General features: G+C 68.1%; 16 protein-coding genes. 6 read left to right on the top strand and 10 right to left on the bottom strand.

The annotated features are described in order from the left end of the window. Positions 1-61 precede the first annotated feature (61 nt). From SJY11_RS16965 to SJY11_RS16975, 3 genes are read left to right on the top strand one after another with little or no spacing between them, the layout of a single operon-like run. Positions 62-1,018 carry an ABC transporter permease gene (locus SJY11_RS16965; RefSeq protein WP_376987942.1) on the top strand — a complete coding sequence of 319 codons (957 nt, stop codon included), beginning with the start codon at positions 62-64 and terminating at the stop codon, positions 1,016-1,018. Continuing rightward, a complete protein-coding gene (locus SJY11_RS16970) occupies positions 1,008-1,877 on the top strand; it encodes an ABC transporter permease (RefSeq protein ID WP_376987943.1) in 870 nt (289 codons plus the stop codon). Before SJY11_RS16965 ends, SJY11_RS16970 begins: the two co-directional genes overlap by 11 nt. Next, complete coding sequence (locus SJY11_RS16975) at positions 1,877-3,763, top strand: dipeptide ABC transporter ATP-binding protein (RefSeq protein WP_376987944.1); 1,887 nt, start codon at positions 1,877-1,879, stop codon at positions 3,761-3,763. The genes SJY11_RS16970 and SJY11_RS16975 overlap by 1 nt, the downstream gene beginning before the upstream one ends. Positions 3,764-3,818: 55 nt before the next feature. Here SJY11_RS16975 and SJY11_RS16980 read toward each other — a convergent pair whose 3' ends face one another. The 5 genes from SJY11_RS16980 to SJY11_RS17000 all read right to left on the bottom strand — a co-directional run bounded on the left by SJY11_RS16980 (position 3,819) and on the right by SJY11_RS17000 (position 8,978). After that, a complete protein-coding gene (locus tag SJY11_RS16980) occupies positions 3,819-4,736 on the bottom strand; it encodes a dihydrodipicolinate synthase family protein (protein WP_376987945.1) in 918 nt (305 codons plus the stop codon). 17 nt (positions 4,737-4,753) lie between these two features. Continuing rightward, positions 4,754-6,268 (bottom strand): tripartite tricarboxylate transporter permease, encoded by a 1,515-nt coding sequence (locus tag SJY11_RS16985; RefSeq protein WP_376987946.1) that lies wholly within the window; start codon positions 6,266-6,268, stop codon positions 4,754-4,756. 27 nt (positions 6,269-6,295) lie between these two features. Then, on the bottom strand, positions 6,296-6,784 hold the full coding sequence (locus SJY11_RS16990) for a tripartite tricarboxylate transporter TctB family protein (protein ID WP_376987947.1): 489 nt from the start codon (positions 6,782-6,784) through the stop codon (positions 6,296-6,298). 106 nt (positions 6,785-6,890) lie between these two features. Beyond that, positions 6,891-7,886, bottom strand: a complete 996-nt coding sequence (locus SJY11_RS16995; protein ID WP_376987948.1) for a Bug family tripartite tricarboxylate transporter substrate binding protein — start codon at positions 7,884-7,886, stop codon at positions 6,891-6,893. 69 nt (positions 7,887-7,955) lie between these two features. Beyond that, positions 7,956-8,978: a 4-hydroxythreonine-4-phosphate dehydrogenase PdxA gene (locus SJY11_RS17000; RefSeq protein WP_376987949.1), complete on the bottom strand. Its 1,023-nt coding sequence runs from the start codon at positions 8,976-8,978 to the stop codon at positions 7,956-7,958. A gap of 164 nt (positions 8,979-9,142) precedes the next feature. Here SJY11_RS17000 and SJY11_RS17005 point away from each other — a divergent pair, with 164 nt between their 5' ends. Continuing rightward, on the top strand, positions 9,143-10,546 hold the full coding sequence (locus SJY11_RS17005; protein ID WP_376987950.1) for an NAD(P)H-dependent oxidoreductase: 1,404 nt from the start codon (positions 9,143-9,145) through the stop codon (positions 10,544-10,546). A 55-nt stretch (positions 10,547-10,601) separates the two neighbouring features. Continuing rightward, a complete protein-coding gene (locus SJY11_RS17010) occupies positions 10,602-11,267 on the top strand; it encodes a GntR family transcriptional regulator (protein ID WP_376987951.1) in 666 nt (221 codons plus the stop codon). 36 nt (positions 11,268-11,303) lie between these two features. Here the strand turns inward: SJY11_RS17010 and uxuA are convergent, their stop codons facing one another. The 4 genes from uxuA to SJY11_RS17030 form a co-directional block, all read right to left on the bottom strand. Then, the gene (gene uxuA, locus SJY11_RS17015) at positions 11,304-12,500 is read right to left on the bottom strand and encodes a mannonate dehydratase (protein WP_376987952.1); all 1,197 of its coding nucleotides are present in this window, start codon (positions 12,498-12,500) and stop codon (positions 11,304-11,306) included. Positions 12,501-12,515: 15 nt separating this feature from the next. Continuing rightward, positions 12,516-13,793 carry a TRAP transporter large permease gene (locus tag SJY11_RS17020; RefSeq protein WP_376987953.1) on the bottom strand — a complete coding sequence of 426 codons (1,278 nt, stop codon included), beginning with the start codon at positions 13,791-13,793 and terminating at the stop codon, positions 12,516-12,518. Between the two features lie 10 nt (positions 13,794-13,803). Beyond that, positions 13,804-14,310, bottom strand: coding sequence for a TRAP transporter small permease (locus SJY11_RS17025; protein ID WP_376987954.1), 507 nt, complete (start codon positions 14,308-14,310; stop codon positions 13,804-13,806). Positions 14,311-14,396: 86 nt separating this feature from the next. Beyond that, entirely contained in the window at positions 14,397-15,377 is a 981-nt protein-coding gene (locus SJY11_RS17030) for a C4-dicarboxylate TRAP transporter substrate-binding protein (protein ID WP_376987955.1), read from the bottom strand. 97 nt (positions 15,378-15,474) lie between these two features. Between SJY11_RS17030 and SJY11_RS17035 the strand changes: the two genes are divergently transcribed. Continuing rightward, positions 15,475-16,194: a GntR family transcriptional regulator gene (locus tag SJY11_RS17035; RefSeq protein WP_376987956.1), complete on the top strand. Its 720-nt coding sequence runs from the start codon at positions 15,475-15,477 to the stop codon at positions 16,192-16,194. A 12-nt stretch (positions 16,195-16,206) separates the two neighbouring features. Here SJY11_RS17035 and SJY11_RS17040 read toward each other — a convergent pair whose 3' ends face one another. After that, positions 16,207-16,419 (bottom strand): hypothetical protein, encoded by a 213-nt coding sequence (locus tag SJY11_RS17040; protein WP_376987957.1) that lies wholly within the window; start codon positions 16,417-16,419, stop codon positions 16,207-16,209. Positions 16,420-16,623 lie beyond the last annotated feature (204 nt).

Consider the following 16,623-nt stretch of genomic DNA (forward strand, 5'->3'; position numbering starts at 1 on the left):
CGCCCTCCCCGCCCTCGCGGTGCGGGCGGGCGCAGCCCCGGCTCGCAGGAACCCGTCCCCGATGGCAGCTTACATCACCCGACGCCTGGCCCTCGTGGTTCTCGTCCTCGTGGCGGTGTCGATGCTCGTCTTCGGTGTGACGACGCTGCTGCCTGCCAATGTCGCCTATCTGATCCTGGGCGCCTTCGCGACGCCGGAGCAAGTCCACGCGTTGGAACTCAAACTCGGCCTGACCGACCCGGTCTGGCAGCAATATCTGCGCTGGGCGGGCGGCTTCGTCACCGGCGATCTCGGCGTCTCGACGCTGATGAACCGGCCGGTCGGGCCGATGCTGCTGGAAGCGCTGCAGCGCTCGCTGATGCTGACGGGTCTCTCCTTCGTGCTGATCGCCGTCATCGGCGTGGGGCTCGGCATCGTCGCGGCGCTGCGCCATGGCAGGCCGCTCGACCACGGCGTCTCGATCGCGACCTATCTCGGCATCGCCGTGCCCGAATTCTTCTGGGCGATCGTGGTCATCATCGTCTTCGCCGCCTGGCTCGGCTGGCTGCCGGCCTCGGGCTACGAGCCGCTCTCGGCCGGCGTCTGGGAATGGGCCAAGCACCTGATCGCGCCCACCATGACGCTGGTCTTCGGCCATCTCGCCCATGTCTCGCGCCTGACCCGGTCGAGCATGATCGAGGTGATGCAGAGCCCCTACATCACCGCCGCCCGCGCCAAGGGCCTGCCCGAGCGGGTGATCGTGCTCCACCATGCGCTGCGCAACGCGCTGCTGCCGACGATCACGGTGCTGGCGCTGGATTTCGGCCGGCTGATGGGCGGCATCGTCGTGATCGAGACCGTCTTCGCCTATCCCGGCCTCGGCCGCCTCGTCGTCTTCTCGATCCAGAATCGCGATCTGCCGACGCTGCAGGCCGCGATCCTGGTGGTCGCCGCGATCTACGCGCTCGCCAACCTGCTGGCCGACCTGCTCTATGCCCGCCTCAACCCCAAAATCCGGTTCGGCCGCCATGTCGCCTGAACCAGCCCTCGCCACGCCCGCAAAGCCGCCGCGCAAGCCGATGCCGCTGCAGCTCAAGGCCGGGCTCGCCATCACCGGCACCATCCTTCTGCTCGGGCTGCTCGCGCCCTGGATCGCGCCCCACCCTTGGGACACGATCTCGATGCGCACGCGCTTCCTGGCGCCGAACGCGACCTATTGGCTCGGCACCGACGAATATGGCCGCGACGTGCTCAGCCGCCTGCTGATGGGGGCCAGGCTCTCGATCGGCATGGGTGTGGCCGCGACGCTGTTCAGCCTCGCCATCGGCGTGCCGATGGGGTTGGCGGCCGGCTATTTCCGCGGCTGGGTCGACGAGGCGCTGATGCGGCTGGCGGATGTGCTGATGGCGATCCCGCCGATCATGCTGGGCCTGCTCGTGCTCGCCGTGACGCCGCCCGCCCTGTGGAAGACCGCGCTCGCCGTCGGCTTCGTCTATATCCCGCCGATCGCGCGGCTGGCGCGCAGCGTGACGCTGACGCTGGCCAATGAGGAGTTCGTGCAGGCCGCCAAGGCGCGGGCTGAGAGCACCTCCTACATCCTGTTCCGCGAGATTCTGCCCAATGCCTGGCCGCCGCTGATCGTCGAGGCCAGCCTGCGCGTGACCTATGCGATCCTTCTGGGATCGGCGCTGTCCTTCCTCGGGCTCGGCGCCCAGCCGCCGAGCTCCGACTGGGGGCTGATGATCTCCGAAGCTCGCTCCTTCCTCAACCGTGCGCCCTGGATCGCGTTGGCACCGGGGCTGGCCATGTGCCTGCTGGTGATCGGCATCAACCTGCTCGGCGACGGCGCCCGCGAGCGCCTCGATCCGCGCCTCAAGGCGCGGCTGGGGAAGGCCTGATGCTGATCATCGACGACCTGACCGTCCGCTACCGCACCGCCGGCGGCGAGATCGAGGCGCTGTCCTCGGTCAGCCTCCAGGCCCGCAGGGGCTCGACGCTGGCGCTGGTAGGCGAATCCGGCTCCGGCAAGAGCACGATCGCGCTCGCCGCCATGGGGCTTTTGCCGGCGGAGGCCTCGGTGCCTTCCGGCCGCATCCTGTTCGACGGCGCCGACATCCTGACGATGGGGGCGGAGGCGCGCCGGCAATTGCGCGGCTCGCGCATCGGGCTGGTCTTCCAGGACCCGTTCTCGGTGCTGAACCCCAGCTTGCGGATCGGCGACCAGGTCGGCGAAGGCCTCGTGCACCATCGTGGCTTCACACCGGAGGCCGCCTTCGAGCGGGCCATCGCGCTGCTCGACGAGGTCGGCATCGTCAACCCCGAGGCCGTCGCGAAGGCCTATCCGCATGAACTCTCCGGCGGCATGCGGCAACGCGCGCTGATCGCGGGGGCGCTCGCCTCCGAGCCTGAGCTGCTGATCCTCGACGAGCCGACCACGGCGCTGGACGTCACCATCGAGGCGCAGATCCTCGATCTGCTCGAGGATCTGCGGGTCCGGCGCGGCCTGACGATGCTCTTCATCAGCCATAATCTCGGCGTCGTCCGGCGGATCGCCGACGAGGTCGCCGTGCTCTATGCCGGGCAGATCGTCGAGCAGGGCGCGACCGAGGATGTGCTGCAGCGGCCGGCCCATCCCTACAGCAAGGGGCTGCTCGCCGCGATCCCGCGCATCGGGCGCAAAACGGCGCGGCTCGCCGCCATTCCCGGCCGCCTGCCCGATCTGCGCCAGCCGCCGGCGAGCTGCCGCTTCGTCTCGCGCTGTCCCTTCGCGACTGATGACAGCCAGGCGCCGCAGAGCCTGCGCGACATCGGCGGCCGGCTGGTGCGCTGCAGTTCCGCCGAGGCGCTGCGCGAGACCCCCTGGCCGGTCCAGGCGGAGGCCGATGCCGTCGGATCCCCCTCACCCGCCACCCAGGCTGTCACGGCCGAGCCGGTCGTCGCGGTCGAGCATCTCACCAAGAGCTTCGTGCTCGGCCGCGGCAAGCTGCGCTTCGAGGGCTGGCGGCCGGTTCGCGACGCCATCCGCATCCGGCCGGTCGACGACATCTCGCTGACGATCGCGCCGGGCGAGGTCGTCGGGCTCGTCGGCGAATCCGGCTCGGGCAAGACGACGCTGGGGCGTACGATCCTGCGGCTGGTCGAGGCGGATTCCGGCGTCATCCGGATCGGCGGCGAGACCGTCTCCGGCAAGCCGCAGAGCGCGCTCGAAGCGATGCGGCGCACCGCGCAGATCGTCTTCCAGAACCCGGATTCCTCGCTCAATCCGCGCAAGACCATCCGCGAGCTGCTCGGCCGACCGATCGCCCGCTTCGGCCTCGCGCCGGCGGGCGAGATCCCCAGGCGCGTCGACGAGCTGCTCGATCTGGTGCGCCTGCCGGTGCATTACGCCGACCGCTACCCGCACCAGATGAGCGGCGGCGAGAAACAACGCGTCGGCATCGCGCGGGCGCTGGCGACGCAGCCGCGCTTCATCGTCTGCGACGAGCCGGTCTCGGCGCTGGACGTCTCCGTGCAGGCGGCGATCGTCAACCTGCTGGCGGATCTCAAGGACCGGCTCGGCGTCGCCTATCTCTTCATCTCGCACGACATCTCGGTCGTCGCCCATCTCGCCGACCGTGTCGCGGTGATGCATCACGGCAAGATCGTCGAGGTCGGGCCGGCCGACGCGATCATGAGCGCGCCGAGCCACCCCTACACGATCAGGCTGCTCTCGGCGGTGCCGCGCGTCGACGGGCCGCCGCATGCGCAGCCGAAGGCGGGCCGCAAGGCTGCTCTGCCGGCCTGAGCCGGCAAGCGCCGGTGCCGGGGGCTCGATGGCCACCCGGACCGATGTCGGCCGCCTATTTGCCCCAGCGCAGGGCGAGCGGATCGAGTTCGCGGGCGAGTTCGATCAGCCCCTCGCGGGTCTTGGGATGCAGCGACGTCAGCGGATGGCGCACAGCTTCCGACTTGATCACGCCGCCCTCCTTCATCACCGCCTTGGCCGAGCGCAGGCCGCACTGGCGGTTCTCGTAATTGATGATCGGCAGCACCCTCGCATAGAGCGCCGCGGCCTGCTTGCGGTCTCCCGCCGCGTGGGCGGCGAGGATCGGCTTGATCAGGTCCGGGATCATGGCCGAGGTCATCGTGCCGGTCGCGCCGGCGTCGAGATCGGCCATCAGGGTGATCGCCTCCTCGCCGTCGAAGGGGCCGACGACCGCCTCGCCTCCGGCCTCGATCAGCGCGCGCAGCTTGTTGGCCGTACCGGGAACCTCGATCTTGAAATAGCGGACGAGCGGCACCTCCTTCGCCAGCCTAATCATGAAGGGCACAGTGAGCGTGACGCCCGACAGCGGCGCGTCCTGCAGGATGATCGGGATACCGCAGGCATCCGCGACCTGCTTGAAGTGCTCGATCATGCCCTGCTCGTCGGCCTTGAGGAGAGCCCCGTGATAGGGCGGCATCATCATCAGCATCTTGGCGCCGGCATCGGCCGCGGCCTTGGCGCGCTGGGCGGCGATGCGGGTCGAGAAATGCGAGGTGGTGACGATCACCGGCACGCGCCCGGCGACCTGCTCCAGCGAGAGATGCATCACCTGCTCGCGCTCGGCGTCGGTGAGCAGGAACTGCTCGGAGAAGTTCGCGAGAATGCAGATGCCGTCGACGCCCTGGTCGACCATCAGATCCATGACGCGGCGGTTGCCCTCGAGATCGAGATCGCCATTGTCGTGGAAGATGGTGGGGGCGATCGGCAGGATTCCCTTGTAGGGTTCGGTCATGGTGGTGCCTCGTTGGGTCAGGCGGCAGGAGCCAGGGTTTTGCGGCCGAAGAGCCGGCGCAGAAGGGAGCCGATCAGCGGCAGCAGCAGCAGGGCCAGCCCGATGCCCATCAGCGTCGAGACCAGCGCGTTCGACCAGAAGATCGAGAGCGAGCCCTGGCTGAAGATCATCGACTGGCGGAAGGCGTCCTCAGCCTTGTCGCCGATGACCATGGCCAGGATCAGCGGCGCGATCGGATAGTCGAGCTTCTTGAAGACATAGCCGACGATGCCGAAGGCGAGCGCGACCCAGATGTCGAACTCCTTGCTGGCGACCGTATAGGCTCCGATGAAGCAGATCATCACGATCAGCGGCGCGACGATCGAGAAGGGGATGCGCAGGATCGAGGCGAAGAGCGGGACGGTTGCGAGCACGACGACCACCGCGACGACATTGCCGAGATACATCGAGGCGATCAGCCCCCAGACGAAGTCCGGGCGCTCGATGAACAGCATCGGACCGGGGTTGAGGCCCCAGATCATCAGCCCGCCCATCATCACCGCCGCGGTCGCCGAGCCTGGAATGCCGAGCGCCAGCATCGGCAGCATGGCGGCTGAACCGGCGGCGTGGTCGGCCGTCTCGGGTGCGATCACACCCTCGGGCTCGCCCTTGCCGAACTTCGCCGGGTTACGCGAGGAGCGCTTGGCCATGGCGTAGCTCATGAAGGAGGCGGCGGTCGGACCACCGGGCGTGATACCCATCCAGATGCCGATGGCGCTCGAGCGTAGCAGGGCGACCCAGTAGCGCGGCATCTTGGCCGCCGTGCGCAGCACGTCTCGGACGCTGACCTTGGCGGCGACGCCCTCGAACCGCAGCCCCTCTTCCATGGTGAGCAGCAATTCGCCGATGCCGAACAGGCCGATCACGGCAATCAGGAAGGAGATGCCGCCGAGCAGGATGTCGAATTCATAGGTCAGGCGGATGTTGCCGGAGACCGAGTCCATGCCGACCGAGGCCAGCGCGAAGCCGACGCCCATGGCGACGATCGCCTTGAAGGGTGAGGCGCCGCCGAGCCCGATGAAGCTGGCGAAGGTCATGAAATAAACCGCGAAGAACTCCGGCGACGAGAAGCGCAGGGCGAAGTTCGCGACCCATCCGGAGAGGAGCGTGATCAGGATGACGCCTGCCAGCGCCCCGATCCCGGCCGAGAGGAAGGCGAAGGACAGCGCTTCCGTCGCCCTGCCCTGCTTGGCCATGGGGTGGCCGTCGAACGTCGTCGCCACCGATGAGGGTTCGCCCGGGATGTTGAACAGGATCGAGGTGGTCGAACCGCCAAACAGCGCGCCCCAGTAGAGCGAGGTCAGCAGGATGATCGCCGAGACCGGGTCCATGGTGAAGGTCAGCGGCAGCATCAGCGAGACGCCGTTGGGCGCGCCGAGACCGGGCAGGACGCCGACCAGAATGCCCAGCAGCACGCCCGCCATCATCAGCAGGATGTGGTGGGTGGTGAGCACGACGGAAAACCCGTGCATCAGCGAGGCGATGTTGTCCATGGCGGCGTCCTCTCTGACGAACCGAGCCTAAAGCCCGAGCAGGCGCTCGATCGGGCCCTTCAGCAGTCCGATCTGGAAGAAGCGTTCGAACACGACATAGAAGACGAGGGCGGCCCCGAGCGCGCTGGCGATCGAGACGAGCCAGCCAAAGCCGCCCTGGAAACGCATCGCGTAGAGCAGATAGGCGATGGTGGCGACATACATGCCCGCGAAGGCCGTGATCAGCACGAAAGCGACGAGCGGGGCGAAGAAGGAGATCACACGGCCGGCACGTTCGCGGTTGAGGAAGACCTCCCGGACGATGGCGGCCCCGCGCAGGCGCTGGACGAAGGTGACCACGAGCGTCCCGACACTGGCGAGCGCCACCAGGACGCCGGTGTAGAAGGGAAAGGCTCCGGGCTGGGGCCCGGACGAATCCCAGCCGATCCCGAATTCGAGCGCGCCCCAGAGGACGACCAACCCAAAGGCGAGTGTTGCGAGCGAGGTCGCGGTTTCCGCCCAGAAGCGCGTGATCATGGGGCGTTTCCTCCCGGCCGGGACGGCCGCTCGAAACTGGCAGGGAGCGTTGGAAGAAAAGCCGGACGGCCGGGCGGCCGTCCGGAGAGGCTTCAGCCGGGCTGAGTCAGTTGACGACCCAGCCCTCGGCCTGGAAGACCTTCTTGTTCGCTGCTTCGTCCTTGGCGACGAAATCGGCCAGTTCCTTGCCCTTCATGAACCGGGCGGTCTGGGCGGTGCGGGTGACGAATTCCTGCCACTCCGGCGACTTCGAGACCTTCTCCAGCACGCCTTCGTAGAAGGCGACGGCATCGGCGGGAACGTCGGCAGGCAGCCAGACAGTGCGCGGCATCTGGAAGGTCTCGATCGGCAGGCCGGCTTCCTTGCAGGTGGGGATGTCGCCCCAGCCCTTGCCCTCGAAGACGGGCTGGCCCTTGGCGAGGCGCACCGGCGAGAAGACGCAGAGCGGCTTCACCTGGCCGGCCTTCCACTGACCGATGTTCTCGTTGGGATTGTTGACGTTGGAATCGATGTGACCGCCGGCGAGCTGGACGGCCGCGGCGCTGCCGCCCTGGAACGGGACGTAGATCATCTTGGCGCCGGTGGCCTCCTGGATCATCATCGTCAGCGTCTGGTCGGTGTCCTTGGACTGGCTGCCGCCCATCTTGAAGCCCATCGGCTTGGCCTTGACCGCCTCGATGTAGCTCTTGGCGTCGGCATAGGGCGCATCGCCCTTGACCCAGAGCAGGAACTCGTCGAGCGCGAGCGCGGCGACCGGGGTCAGATCGGAGACCTTGTAGCCGAGCTTGGCGACGTAAGGCAGCAGATAGGCATTGTTGGTGCCGAAGATGACGCGGTGCGCGTCGCCCTTGCCGCCCTTGCCGTGGATATAGCCTTCCGCGCCCGATCCGCCGCCCTTGTTGACGACCACGATCGACTGGTCGATCAGCTTGTGCTTGCTGATGATCGACTGGATCATGCGGGCGAAATTGTCGGTGCCGCCGCCGGCGCCGGAGGTGACGACGAACTCGACCGGCTTGGACGGCTGCCAGGCCTGGGCCGTCCCGGCGCCGCCGAGGGCAATGGCGCCGACGATCGCGGCTGTGATGCTGAAGCTCTTCATGCGTTGTCTCCCTGGATGATCGGTTTTCGCGACCGCTCTTGAATGGCGGTTTTTGAATGGGGGACGGTCTCAGGCGGCGGCCTTGGCCCTCGCCTTGCCGTCCTGGGCCATCTTGACGGCGAGCGCGAGCGCGGCCCGGGTCGCGCCGAGATTGGCGATGCCCTTGCCGGCGATCTCATAGGCCGTGCCATGGGCGGGCGTGCAGATCGGGAAGGGGAAGCCGCCGATCAGGGTCACGCCGCTGTCGAAGCCGATCAGCTTCATCGCGATCTGGCCCTGGTCGTGATACATCGTCAGCACGGCGTCGAAATCGCCGTTGCGGGCGCGCAGGAACACGGTGTCGGAGGGGAACGGCCCCTCGACGGTGAAGCCCTTGGCCTTCGCCGCCCGCACCGCCGGCTCGATCGTGTCGATCTCGTCGCGGCCGAAATTGCCGCCGTCGCCGGCATGGGGATTGATGCCCGCGACCGCGATGCGCGGCGGCTCGAAGCCGGCGAGGCGCAGATTGGCGTCGGCCAGCGTCAACGCCTTGAGGATGCGCTCCTGCGTGACGTTGGCGGCAACCTCCGACAGCGGAATATGCGAGGTCACCCGCGCATTCCAGAGCTTGCCGAGGATGTTGAACTCGCTGGCGGGCCCGTCGAAGCCGATCGCGTCACGCACGAAGCGGATCTCGTCGTCATAGGCGGGATAGGCGAAGCGCATCGCCGCCTTGTTGAAAGGCGTGAAGAAGACCGCATCGGCTTGGCCGGCGGCGGCGAACTGGAGCGCACGGCGGAAATTCTCGGTCGCGGCCTTGCCACCGGCCAGCGTCGCCTTGCCACGCTGAAGGTCGGCTGGGTCGTGGTTGACGAGATCGACGAAGACCGGCCGCTCGCCGAGCGGCAGCGTCTCACCGTCGCGGACGATGCGGACCTGCGGGTCGACACCGGAATCGGTGATGCCCTGCTGCAGCAGCCGCGCATCGCCGAAGACGACGTAGCGGGCCGCGGCGCGCAGGTCGGTTTCGGCGAGGATGCGCGCCGTCAGTTCGGGGCTGATTCCCGAGGGGTCGCCCATCGCGACTGCGACCACCGGCAGATCGCCCGTCATGCGCTCCTCCATCACCCTGCTCCGCTTCTGCGTCGTGTTCGATGGTCCATCGCTAACACAGCCCGCTAGCAGCTACAAGTATGCTGTATGCAGCATATCCGAACTGCGGTAGGAAGAGCGTAAAGAGGCGGCGCAGCCGCGACAGGCCGCTCTGGGAGGAGCCGATGAATTTCCACGCGCATTATGGCGGCATCCGCGAGCCGATCGAAACCTGCCTCGTCGGCAGTGGCGGTTTCGGCCGCAGCTACCTCGCACAGGCCCGCAAGATCCCGCTGGTGAACGCGCGCATCGCGGTGGATGTGACGGCAGAGGCCGCGGGCCGGGCCTTCGCGGCGGCCGGCTATGGACGGGACGAGATCGCGCTTTGCGAGACACCGGCCGAGGCCCGCGCCGCCTGGGATGCCGGCCGCTGCGTCGCGGCGGGGCGGCTCGAAACGGTCATCGCCCTTCCCTTCCAGCTTCTCGCCGAGGCGACCGGCAGCCCCGAAGCCGCGACGCGCCACGCCCTGCTGGCGATCGAAGCGAAGCGCCATGTCGCGCTGGTCTCGAAGGAGGCCGACAGCGTCGTCGGGCCGGGGCTCGCCCGGCTCGCACGCGAGGCCGGCGTGGTGGTGACGCCGGTCGATGGCGATCAGCCGAGCCTGCTGATCGGTCTCGCGAGTTGGGCCGAGGTGCTCGGGCTCGAGATCGTCGCAGCCGGCAAATCGAGCGAGTACGACTTCGTCTTCGATCCCGGCACCGGCGCGGTGACCTGCAACGGCGTGACGCGATCGCTGCCGGCGCTGCGCGAGCACTGGCTGGGCGGAGAAACGCCGGTCGAGGCCGCCGCCGCACGGGCGCGGATTCTCGGCGAGGCCTTTCCGCTGCGCGCCGTGCCCGATCTCTGCGAGATGACGCTGGTCGCCAACGCGCTCGATTTCCAAGCCGACCAGCCGGGCTTCCACGCCCCGCCGGCGCGGATCCCGGAACTGGCGGAGCTGTTTTCCCTGCACAGCCAGGGCGGGCTGATGTCCGGCCCACGGCGCATCGACGTCTTCCACCATCTGCGCCTCGTCGAGGAGGCCAGCTTCGCGGGCGGCGTCTTCATCGTCGTCACCTGCGACAACGCCGAGACCTGGGACATGCTGGCCGGCAAGGGGCATGTCGTCTCGCGCTCGGGCAAGACGGCAATGCTCTATCTGCCGCGGCATCTGCTCGGCGTCGAGGTCGCGACCTCGGTGCTCGACGCCGCCGGGCTCGGCCGCTCCGGCTATGGCGAGGATTACCGTCCGCGGCAGGATCTGGTGGCGGTGGCGCAGGCCGATCTCGCCGCCGGGACCGTGCTCACGATGGGCGGGCACCATCACAGCATCGCGGATGTCGGCGCCGAGGTTCGCCCCGCGGCAGCGCTGGCCGATGACAAGCCTGCGCCGTTCTATCTCGTCGCCGACCGAAGGCTGGCGCGCCCCGTCAGGGCCGGCGAGGCGATCCGCCTCGGCGATGTCGAGATCGACGAGGCCTCCGGCCTGCTGGCGATGCGCCGGCGCCAGGACGCACTCTTCGCGGGCGAGACTGGCACCGGCGTTTGACAGCACCGGGTTCCCATGCCGTAACCGGCATAAAGACAGGATCGGTGACACGGCGATGAGCGAGCCTGCAATCGACTACCCCCGGATCACGCGACGGACCCTCCATGACGAGGTGCTGGAGCGGGTCCGCGACATGATCATCGAGGGACGGCTCGAGCCCGGCCAGCGCATCAATGAGGGGCTGGTGGGCGCGCAGCTCGGCGTCTCGCGCACCCCCCTGCGCGAGGCGATCAAGACGCTCGCCAGCGAGGGGCTCGTCGAGATCCTGCCCGCAAAGGGCGCGATCGTGCGGCGCTTCTCGGCGCGCGATCTCGCGGACGTTCTGGAGGTGCTGAAGACACTCGAGCAGCTCGCCGGGCGCATGGCCTGCGAGACGGCGTCCGATGCGACGATCGAGGCGATCCACGCCCTGCACCAGCAGATGCTGGCGCTCTACGCGACGCGCAACCGGCTCGAATACTTCAAGCTCAACCAGGCGATCCACAGCGCGATCGTCGCGGCCTCGGGCAATGCCGTGCTGACGGAGATGCACGGCACGCTGCAGTCGCGGATCAAGCGGCTGCGATTCGTCGGCAATGAAGGGCCGGTGAAATGGGCCGGCGCGGTGGCCGAGCACGAGGAGATGATGGCGGCCCTGCTCAAGCGCGACGCCGCAGAGCTGAGCCGCATCATCGGCCAGCACATGGACTCGACCCTGCTGCGCGTGCGCGAGGTCCTTTAGCCGCCCGAGCCGCAGCGGGGCGGCCGCGGAGCCGGTTCAGCCCTGCCGTCCTACCGGCCGATGCGCGAGGGCAGCCATGACGCCCCGCAGCTCGGCGAGGCCGCGCAGGCGGCCGATCGCCGGATAGCCGGGGAAGCTGCCGCGGCCGATATCGTCGAGGATCTCGTGGCCATGGTCGGGCCGCATCGGGATTTCCCAGTCGTCGCGCCCTTCGGCGCGGCGCCTCGCCTCCTCGTCGAGCAGCGCCGCGATCAGCGCGACCATGTCGGTGTCGCCACCGAGATGCTCCGCCTCCATGAAGGAGCCGTCCGGGTCCTTGGCGACATTGCGCAGATGCGCGAACCAGATCCGGTCGGCGAAGCGGCGCGCGATGGCGGGCACGTCGTTGTCGGGATGGGCGCCGAGCGAGCCCGAGCAGAGCGTGAGCCCGTTGGCCGGCAGATCGACCATGGCGAGGACAGCCTCGATGTCGGCCTCCGTCGAGACGATGCGCGGCAGGCCGAAGAGCGGCCGCGGCGGGTCGTCGGGATGCACGCACATCCGGATGCCGAGTTCCTGCGCGGCGGGAACGACGGCGCGCAGGAAGCGGGCGAAGTTCGCCCGCAGTGCCTGCGCGTCGATGCCGGCATAGCGCGCCAGCATGCCGCGCAGGGCCGGCACGTCGTAACGGTCATAGGCCCCCGGCAGGCCGGCCATGATGTTGGCGAGCAGGCGGTCGCGGTCGGCCTGCGTCGAGGCTTCGAACCACGCCCTCGCCTTGGCGCGCAACTCCGGGGACTGGCCCTCTTCCGCGCCGGGCCGCTCGAGGATCAGCCAGTCGAAGGCGAGATATTGATGCGCATTGAACCGCAGGGCGCGGGCGCCGGCGGGCAGCGGATGGTCGAGTTCGGTGCGGGTCCAGTCGAGCACCGGCATGAAGTTGTAGCAGATCGTCTTCAGGCCGCAGGCGGCGAGATTCGCCATCGACTGCCGATAATTGGCGAAGATGGGCTCGAGATCGCCCTCCCCCAGCTTGACGCGTTCATGGATGGGCAGACTTTCCACCACCGACCAGTCGAGCCCGAAACCCGGCGCCGCGATCTGTGCCTTGCGCGTCTCGATCTCGGCGACGCTCCAGATCTCGCCATAGGGGATGTGATGCAGCGCAGTGACGATGCCGCTCGCGCCGGCCTGGCGGGCGGTGGCGAGTGTGACGGCGTCGTCGGGGCCGAACCAGCGCCAGGTCTGTTTCATCGGATCGATCTCGGATCACATCAGGAGGTTGGGGAGGAACAGCACGACGCCCGGGAACAGGGCGAGGAAGCCGATGACGGCGAGGATGGCGGCAATGAACGGCAGCGATTCGACCAGGTACTCCTCGATCGAACAGTCGAGGATGGAGCACACCGTGTACATCGCCACGCCGACCGGCGGCGTCATCGAGCCGAGCGTCACGATCGACATCATCAGGATGCCGAAATGCACGGGGTCGACGCCGAGCTTGGTGATGATCGGCACGAAGATCGGTGTCAGCAGCAGCACCAGCACCGTGCTCTCGACGAAGAAGCCGGCGACCAGCAGGAAGAACAGCACAAGCAGCACGATCACCAGCGGATTCTGGGACAGGCCCAGCATCCATTCGGCGACCTCCTGCGGCGCCTGCTCGAAGATCAGCGCGTAGCCGACCATGCCGGACAGCAGGATGATCAGCATGATCACGCCGACATCGAGCACGCCCTCGCCCAGCGCTTCCATGAAGCTCTCGAAGGTCAGTTCCTTATGGAGGAACACACCGACGACCACCGCATAGACGACCGCGAAGGCGCCGATCTCGGAGGGGGTGAAGATACCGGCGCGGATGCCGAACAACAGGGCCAGCGGGAAGAGCAGCGCCCATTTGGCGTCGACGACCGCGCGCCAGACCGCCCTGCCCGTCGGGAGCTCCTTGCTGGCGGAGTGGTAACCGCGCTTGCGCGCGACGAGCCAGACCACGGTCATCAGCGCGGCCATCATCAGCAGGCCCGGAATGACGCCCGCCAGGAAGAGGCGGCCGATCGAGACATTGCCGACGAAGCCATAGAGGATCAGTCCTAGGCTCGGCGGGATCGTCGCCGTGATCAGGGAGCCGACCGCGATGGCGGCGCAGGTGAAGCCCTTCGAATAGCCCTTGCGGATCATGTCCGGGCCGAGGATGCGCGCCTCCATGGCGGCATCGGCCACGGCCGAGCCGGAGACGCCGCCCATCAGCGTGGAGAGCAGGATGCAGACCTGGGCGAGGCCGCCCGCCATCCAGGACACCAGCACGTTTGAGCAGGCGATCAGCCGGTGCGTGATGCCGGTCTTGTTCATCATGTGACCGGCCAGCACGAAGAACGGCACGGCGAGCAGCGGGAAGCTCTGCGAGGCGGTGGCGATCTGCTGGACGCCGATGCCGAGCGGGATCGAGCCGGAGAAGACGAAGAAGGAGAAGCCGGACATGCCGATGGCCAGCGCGACCGGCAGGCCGAGGAACATCAGCAGGAAGAAGAGGCCCCAGAGCGTCAGCATGGTTTGGGCCTCACCCGAGATGGCTGTCGGAGCGCTCGAGGCCCCGATCGGCATAGAAGACCAGCGAGCGTGTCCGCAGCGCATGGACCAGATTGATCGCGATCGTGACGGCCAGCAGCGCGGCCCCGACAGGCACTGCCGCCGTGACCCAGGCATAGGAGATGCCGCTGTCGCCATAGACGCGCTGCCAGTTCAGCACGGTCAGCCGATAGCCGGAGACGGCGAGCGCGACGAGGAAGGCGAGAGCGAGCAGCGCCAACCCGATCTCGATGAACCAGCGCGGCGTGCGCGGCAGTTTCCGGACGAACAGATCGACGCCGATATGGGCCTTGAGCCGCATGGCGCGATTGGCGCCGAGAAAGCAGACCCAGATGAAGAGCAACTGCGCGACGTCGATCGACCAGATCAGCGGGTAGCCGAGCGTACGGCCGACCGCCGCGATGAAGACGAGCACCACGATCGCCGCCAACAGCAGCTTGGCCAGCAGGAATTCGGCCGAGATGAGGACATGCGACATGGCGGCTTGGTCCGTTCGATGCGCGCGGAAAGGCGGCGGCGCGCGGGACGCGCCGCCGGATCGTCACTGGCGGGATGCCGGCGCCGTTACTTGAGGAGCTTCAGGACCTCGGCCCGCAGATCGGTGTAGCCGAGCTTCTCGTAGACGCCCTGGGTCGCGTCGATGAAGGGCTTCTTGTCGACCTCTGTCACCGTCATGCCGTTCTTCTTCATCGTCTCCTCGAAGCCGGCGAGCGACTCCTCGGTCAGCTTGGAGGCGTAGTCGCCGGCGGCCAGCGATTCCTCGCGCAGGATGGTCTTCAACTCCGGGGTCAGCTTGTCGAACCAGGCGGCGCTGGTGACGATGCCGGTGATCAGGTTGAAATGGCTCGTCTTGGTGACGTGCTTGGCGACCTCGTAGAGCTTCGAGCCGACGGTGGCGGGGTGCTGCGCCTCGACGGCGTCGATCACCTTCTGCTGCATGGCCGGATAGACCTCGCCCCAGCCCATCGGCGTCGGGGTCGCGCCCATGGCCCGGATCGTCTCCATCCAGACCGGCGCGCCCGGCGTGCGCATGCGCACGCCCGCGAGATCGGCGGGGACCTTGACGGGCTTGTTGGTGATCAGGTGGCGGTCACCCTGCCACCAGTTGAACGACAGCACCTGGTGGCCCGACGTCGTCCGCAGCTTGGCGACCCAGGTTTCGAACAACGGCGAGGTCACAACCTTGCGCACGCCCTGGAAACCATCGGCGAGATAGGGCGCGCTGAGCACGCCGAACTCCTTGACGAAGACGGCGAGGCGGCCGCCGTCGACCACGACGGCGACATTGGCGCCGGCGCGGGCCTGCTCGAGCACGTCCTCGTCCTTGCCGAGCTGCGAGCCCGGGAAGATGCGGATGGTGAGCTGGTTCTTGGAGCGCTCGGCGACGCGGTCGCGCATCCGCTCCAGCCCCTTGTAGAGCGGGTCGTCACGGGTCAGCGCGGTGTTGACGTTGAGCTGGGCCTGGGCCTGGGCGGCGGCCGGCAGCGCCAGGCCGGCGGCTGCGAACGCGATCGCGCACAGCGTGCGCCTGTTGACGGTGAACATCTGATAGCCTCCCTGCGGTGCTTCCTGCGTCTCGGGACGCATTGAAGTATGGCACCATACCGGTATGATACCCCGACCTTCGGAGAAGGCAAGACGGATGAACGGCCCTGTTGCGCTGAAGCTGGCGGACCCGATCGTCCCGCAGATCATCCAGATCCTGCGGCAGGCGATCATCGAGATGCGCCTGAAGCCCGGCGAGGCGCTTTCGGAAAAGGAGGTCGCGTTGCGCTACGGCGTCAGCCGCCAGCCCGTGCGCGAGGCGTTCATCAAGTTGGCCGAGGCCGGCCTGCTCCAGGTGCTGCCGAGCCGGGGCACCTATGTCGTCAAGATTTCGGTGCGGGAGGTGCTCAACGCCCGCTTCGTGCGCGAAGCGATCGAATGCGCGCTGGTGCGCAGCGCCGCCGAGCTGATCGATCCAGCTGGCGTAGCCCGGATCGAACAGCTCGTCGTCGAGCAGAAGCAGGCGGCGGAGGCCGGCGATTCAGCTCGCTTCTATGCGCTCGACGAGGCCTTCCACCGCGCCATCGCCGACTGCGTCGAGTGCGACCCGGCGCTGCGCGTGGTCGAGAGCGCGCGCGCCCAGACCGATCGGGTGCGCTATCTCAGCCTGCCGGACGCCTCGCCGCTGGCGCTGCTGATCGCCCAGCACGAGGCCATTCTCGACGCCATCAAGGCCCGCGATCCCGAGCGGGCCGAGGCGGCGATGCGGACCCATCTGCGCGAGATCCTGAGCGCCCTGCCCCGGCTGGCGGAGCGCTTCCCGGACGTGTTCGACCGCAGCGACGTGCCTCCGCACGCCCGCCCGATGCCGGGCTGAGGCCGGGCGCGATCAGCCAGTGGAGGGCGGCGGCGCCGTCGCGGCGTCGAGCCGGGCGACCGTTTCCTCCAGGCTCTCGGCGACGCCGAGCATGAAGTCCTTGCCGAAGGCGATGATCGTGTCGGGCGGCTCGCCCTTGAAGCTGTAGACGACGCTGACCCGGTCGGGGTTGACGTAAACCGGCTTGCCGTCGGCCGGCGAGGTGAACTGGCAGAGCTTGGCCATGGAACTCTCGCGATTCGCTGAAGTTGCGGAGCTATACGACGGACGAGCCGTTCTGTTGACCTGTCTCGGTTGACCTTCGTCGGTTGACCTCACCCGACCCTGCCGCGGCTGCGACCCGCAGTTGCAAAACTTCGGGATCGCTTGCGCTCGATCAGGGCGCGCGGCCAGACGCCGTGGTCCCTTCCGCCGGCAACCGCGAAGGAC

The organism is Allobosea sp. R86505 (genome assembly GCF_042466375.1).
Taxonomy (GTDB): Bacteria; Pseudomonadota; Alphaproteobacteria; order Rhizobiales; family Beijerinckiaceae; genus Allobosea.

Coding starts and splice junctions, on each gene's coding strand:
- SJY11_RS16965 (WP_376987942.1), top strand. CDS start 62: ATGGCAGCTTACATCACCCGACGCCTGGCCCTCGTGGTTCTCGTCCTC.
- SJY11_RS16970 (WP_376987943.1), top strand. CDS start 1,008: ATGTCGCCTGAACCAGCCCTCGCCACGCCCGCAAAGCCGCCGCGCAAG.
- SJY11_RS16975 (WP_376987944.1), top strand. CDS start 1,877: ATGCTGATCATCGACGACCTGACCGTCCGCTACCGCACCGCCGGCGGC.
- SJY11_RS16980 (WP_376987945.1), bottom strand. CDS start 4,736: ATGACCGAACCCTACAAGGGAATCCTGCCGATCGCCCCCACCATCTTC.
- SJY11_RS16985 (WP_376987946.1), bottom strand. CDS start 6,268: ATGGACAACATCGCCTCGCTGATGCACGGGTTTTCCGTCGTGCTCACC.
- SJY11_RS16990 (WP_376987947.1), bottom strand. CDS start 6,784: ATGATCACGCGCTTCTGGGCGGAAACCGCGACCTCGCTCGCAACACTC.
- SJY11_RS16995 (WP_376987948.1), bottom strand. CDS start 7,886: ATGAAGAGCTTCAGCATCACAGCCGCGATCGTCGGCGCCATTGCCCTC.
- SJY11_RS17000 (WP_376987949.1), bottom strand. CDS start 8,978: ATGACGGGCGATCTGCCGGTGGTCGCAGTCGCGATGGGCGACCCCTCG.
- SJY11_RS17005 (WP_376987950.1), top strand. CDS start 9,143: ATGAATTTCCACGCGCATTATGGCGGCATCCGCGAGCCGATCGAAACC.
- SJY11_RS17010 (WP_376987951.1), top strand. CDS start 10,602: ATGAGCGAGCCTGCAATCGACTACCCCCGGATCACGCGACGGACCCTC.
- uxuA (WP_376987952.1), bottom strand. CDS start 12,500: ATGAAACAGACCTGGCGCTGGTTCGGCCCCGACGACGCCGTCACACTC.
- SJY11_RS17020 (WP_376987953.1), bottom strand. CDS start 13,793: ATGCTGACGCTCTGGGGCCTCTTCTTCCTGCTGATGTTCCTCGGCCTG.
- SJY11_RS17025 (WP_376987954.1), bottom strand. CDS start 14,310: ATGTCGCATGTCCTCATCTCGGCCGAATTCCTGCTGGCCAAGCTGCTG.
- SJY11_RS17030 (WP_376987955.1), bottom strand. CDS start 15,377: ATGTTCACCGTCAACAGGCGCACGCTGTGCGCGATCGCGTTCGCAGCC.
- SJY11_RS17035 (WP_376987956.1), top strand. CDS start 15,475: ATGAACGGCCCTGTTGCGCTGAAGCTGGCGGACCCGATCGTCCCGCAG.
- SJY11_RS17040 (WP_376987957.1), bottom strand. CDS start 16,419: ATGGCCAAGCTCTGCCAGTTCACCTCGCCGGCCGACGGCAAGCCGGTT.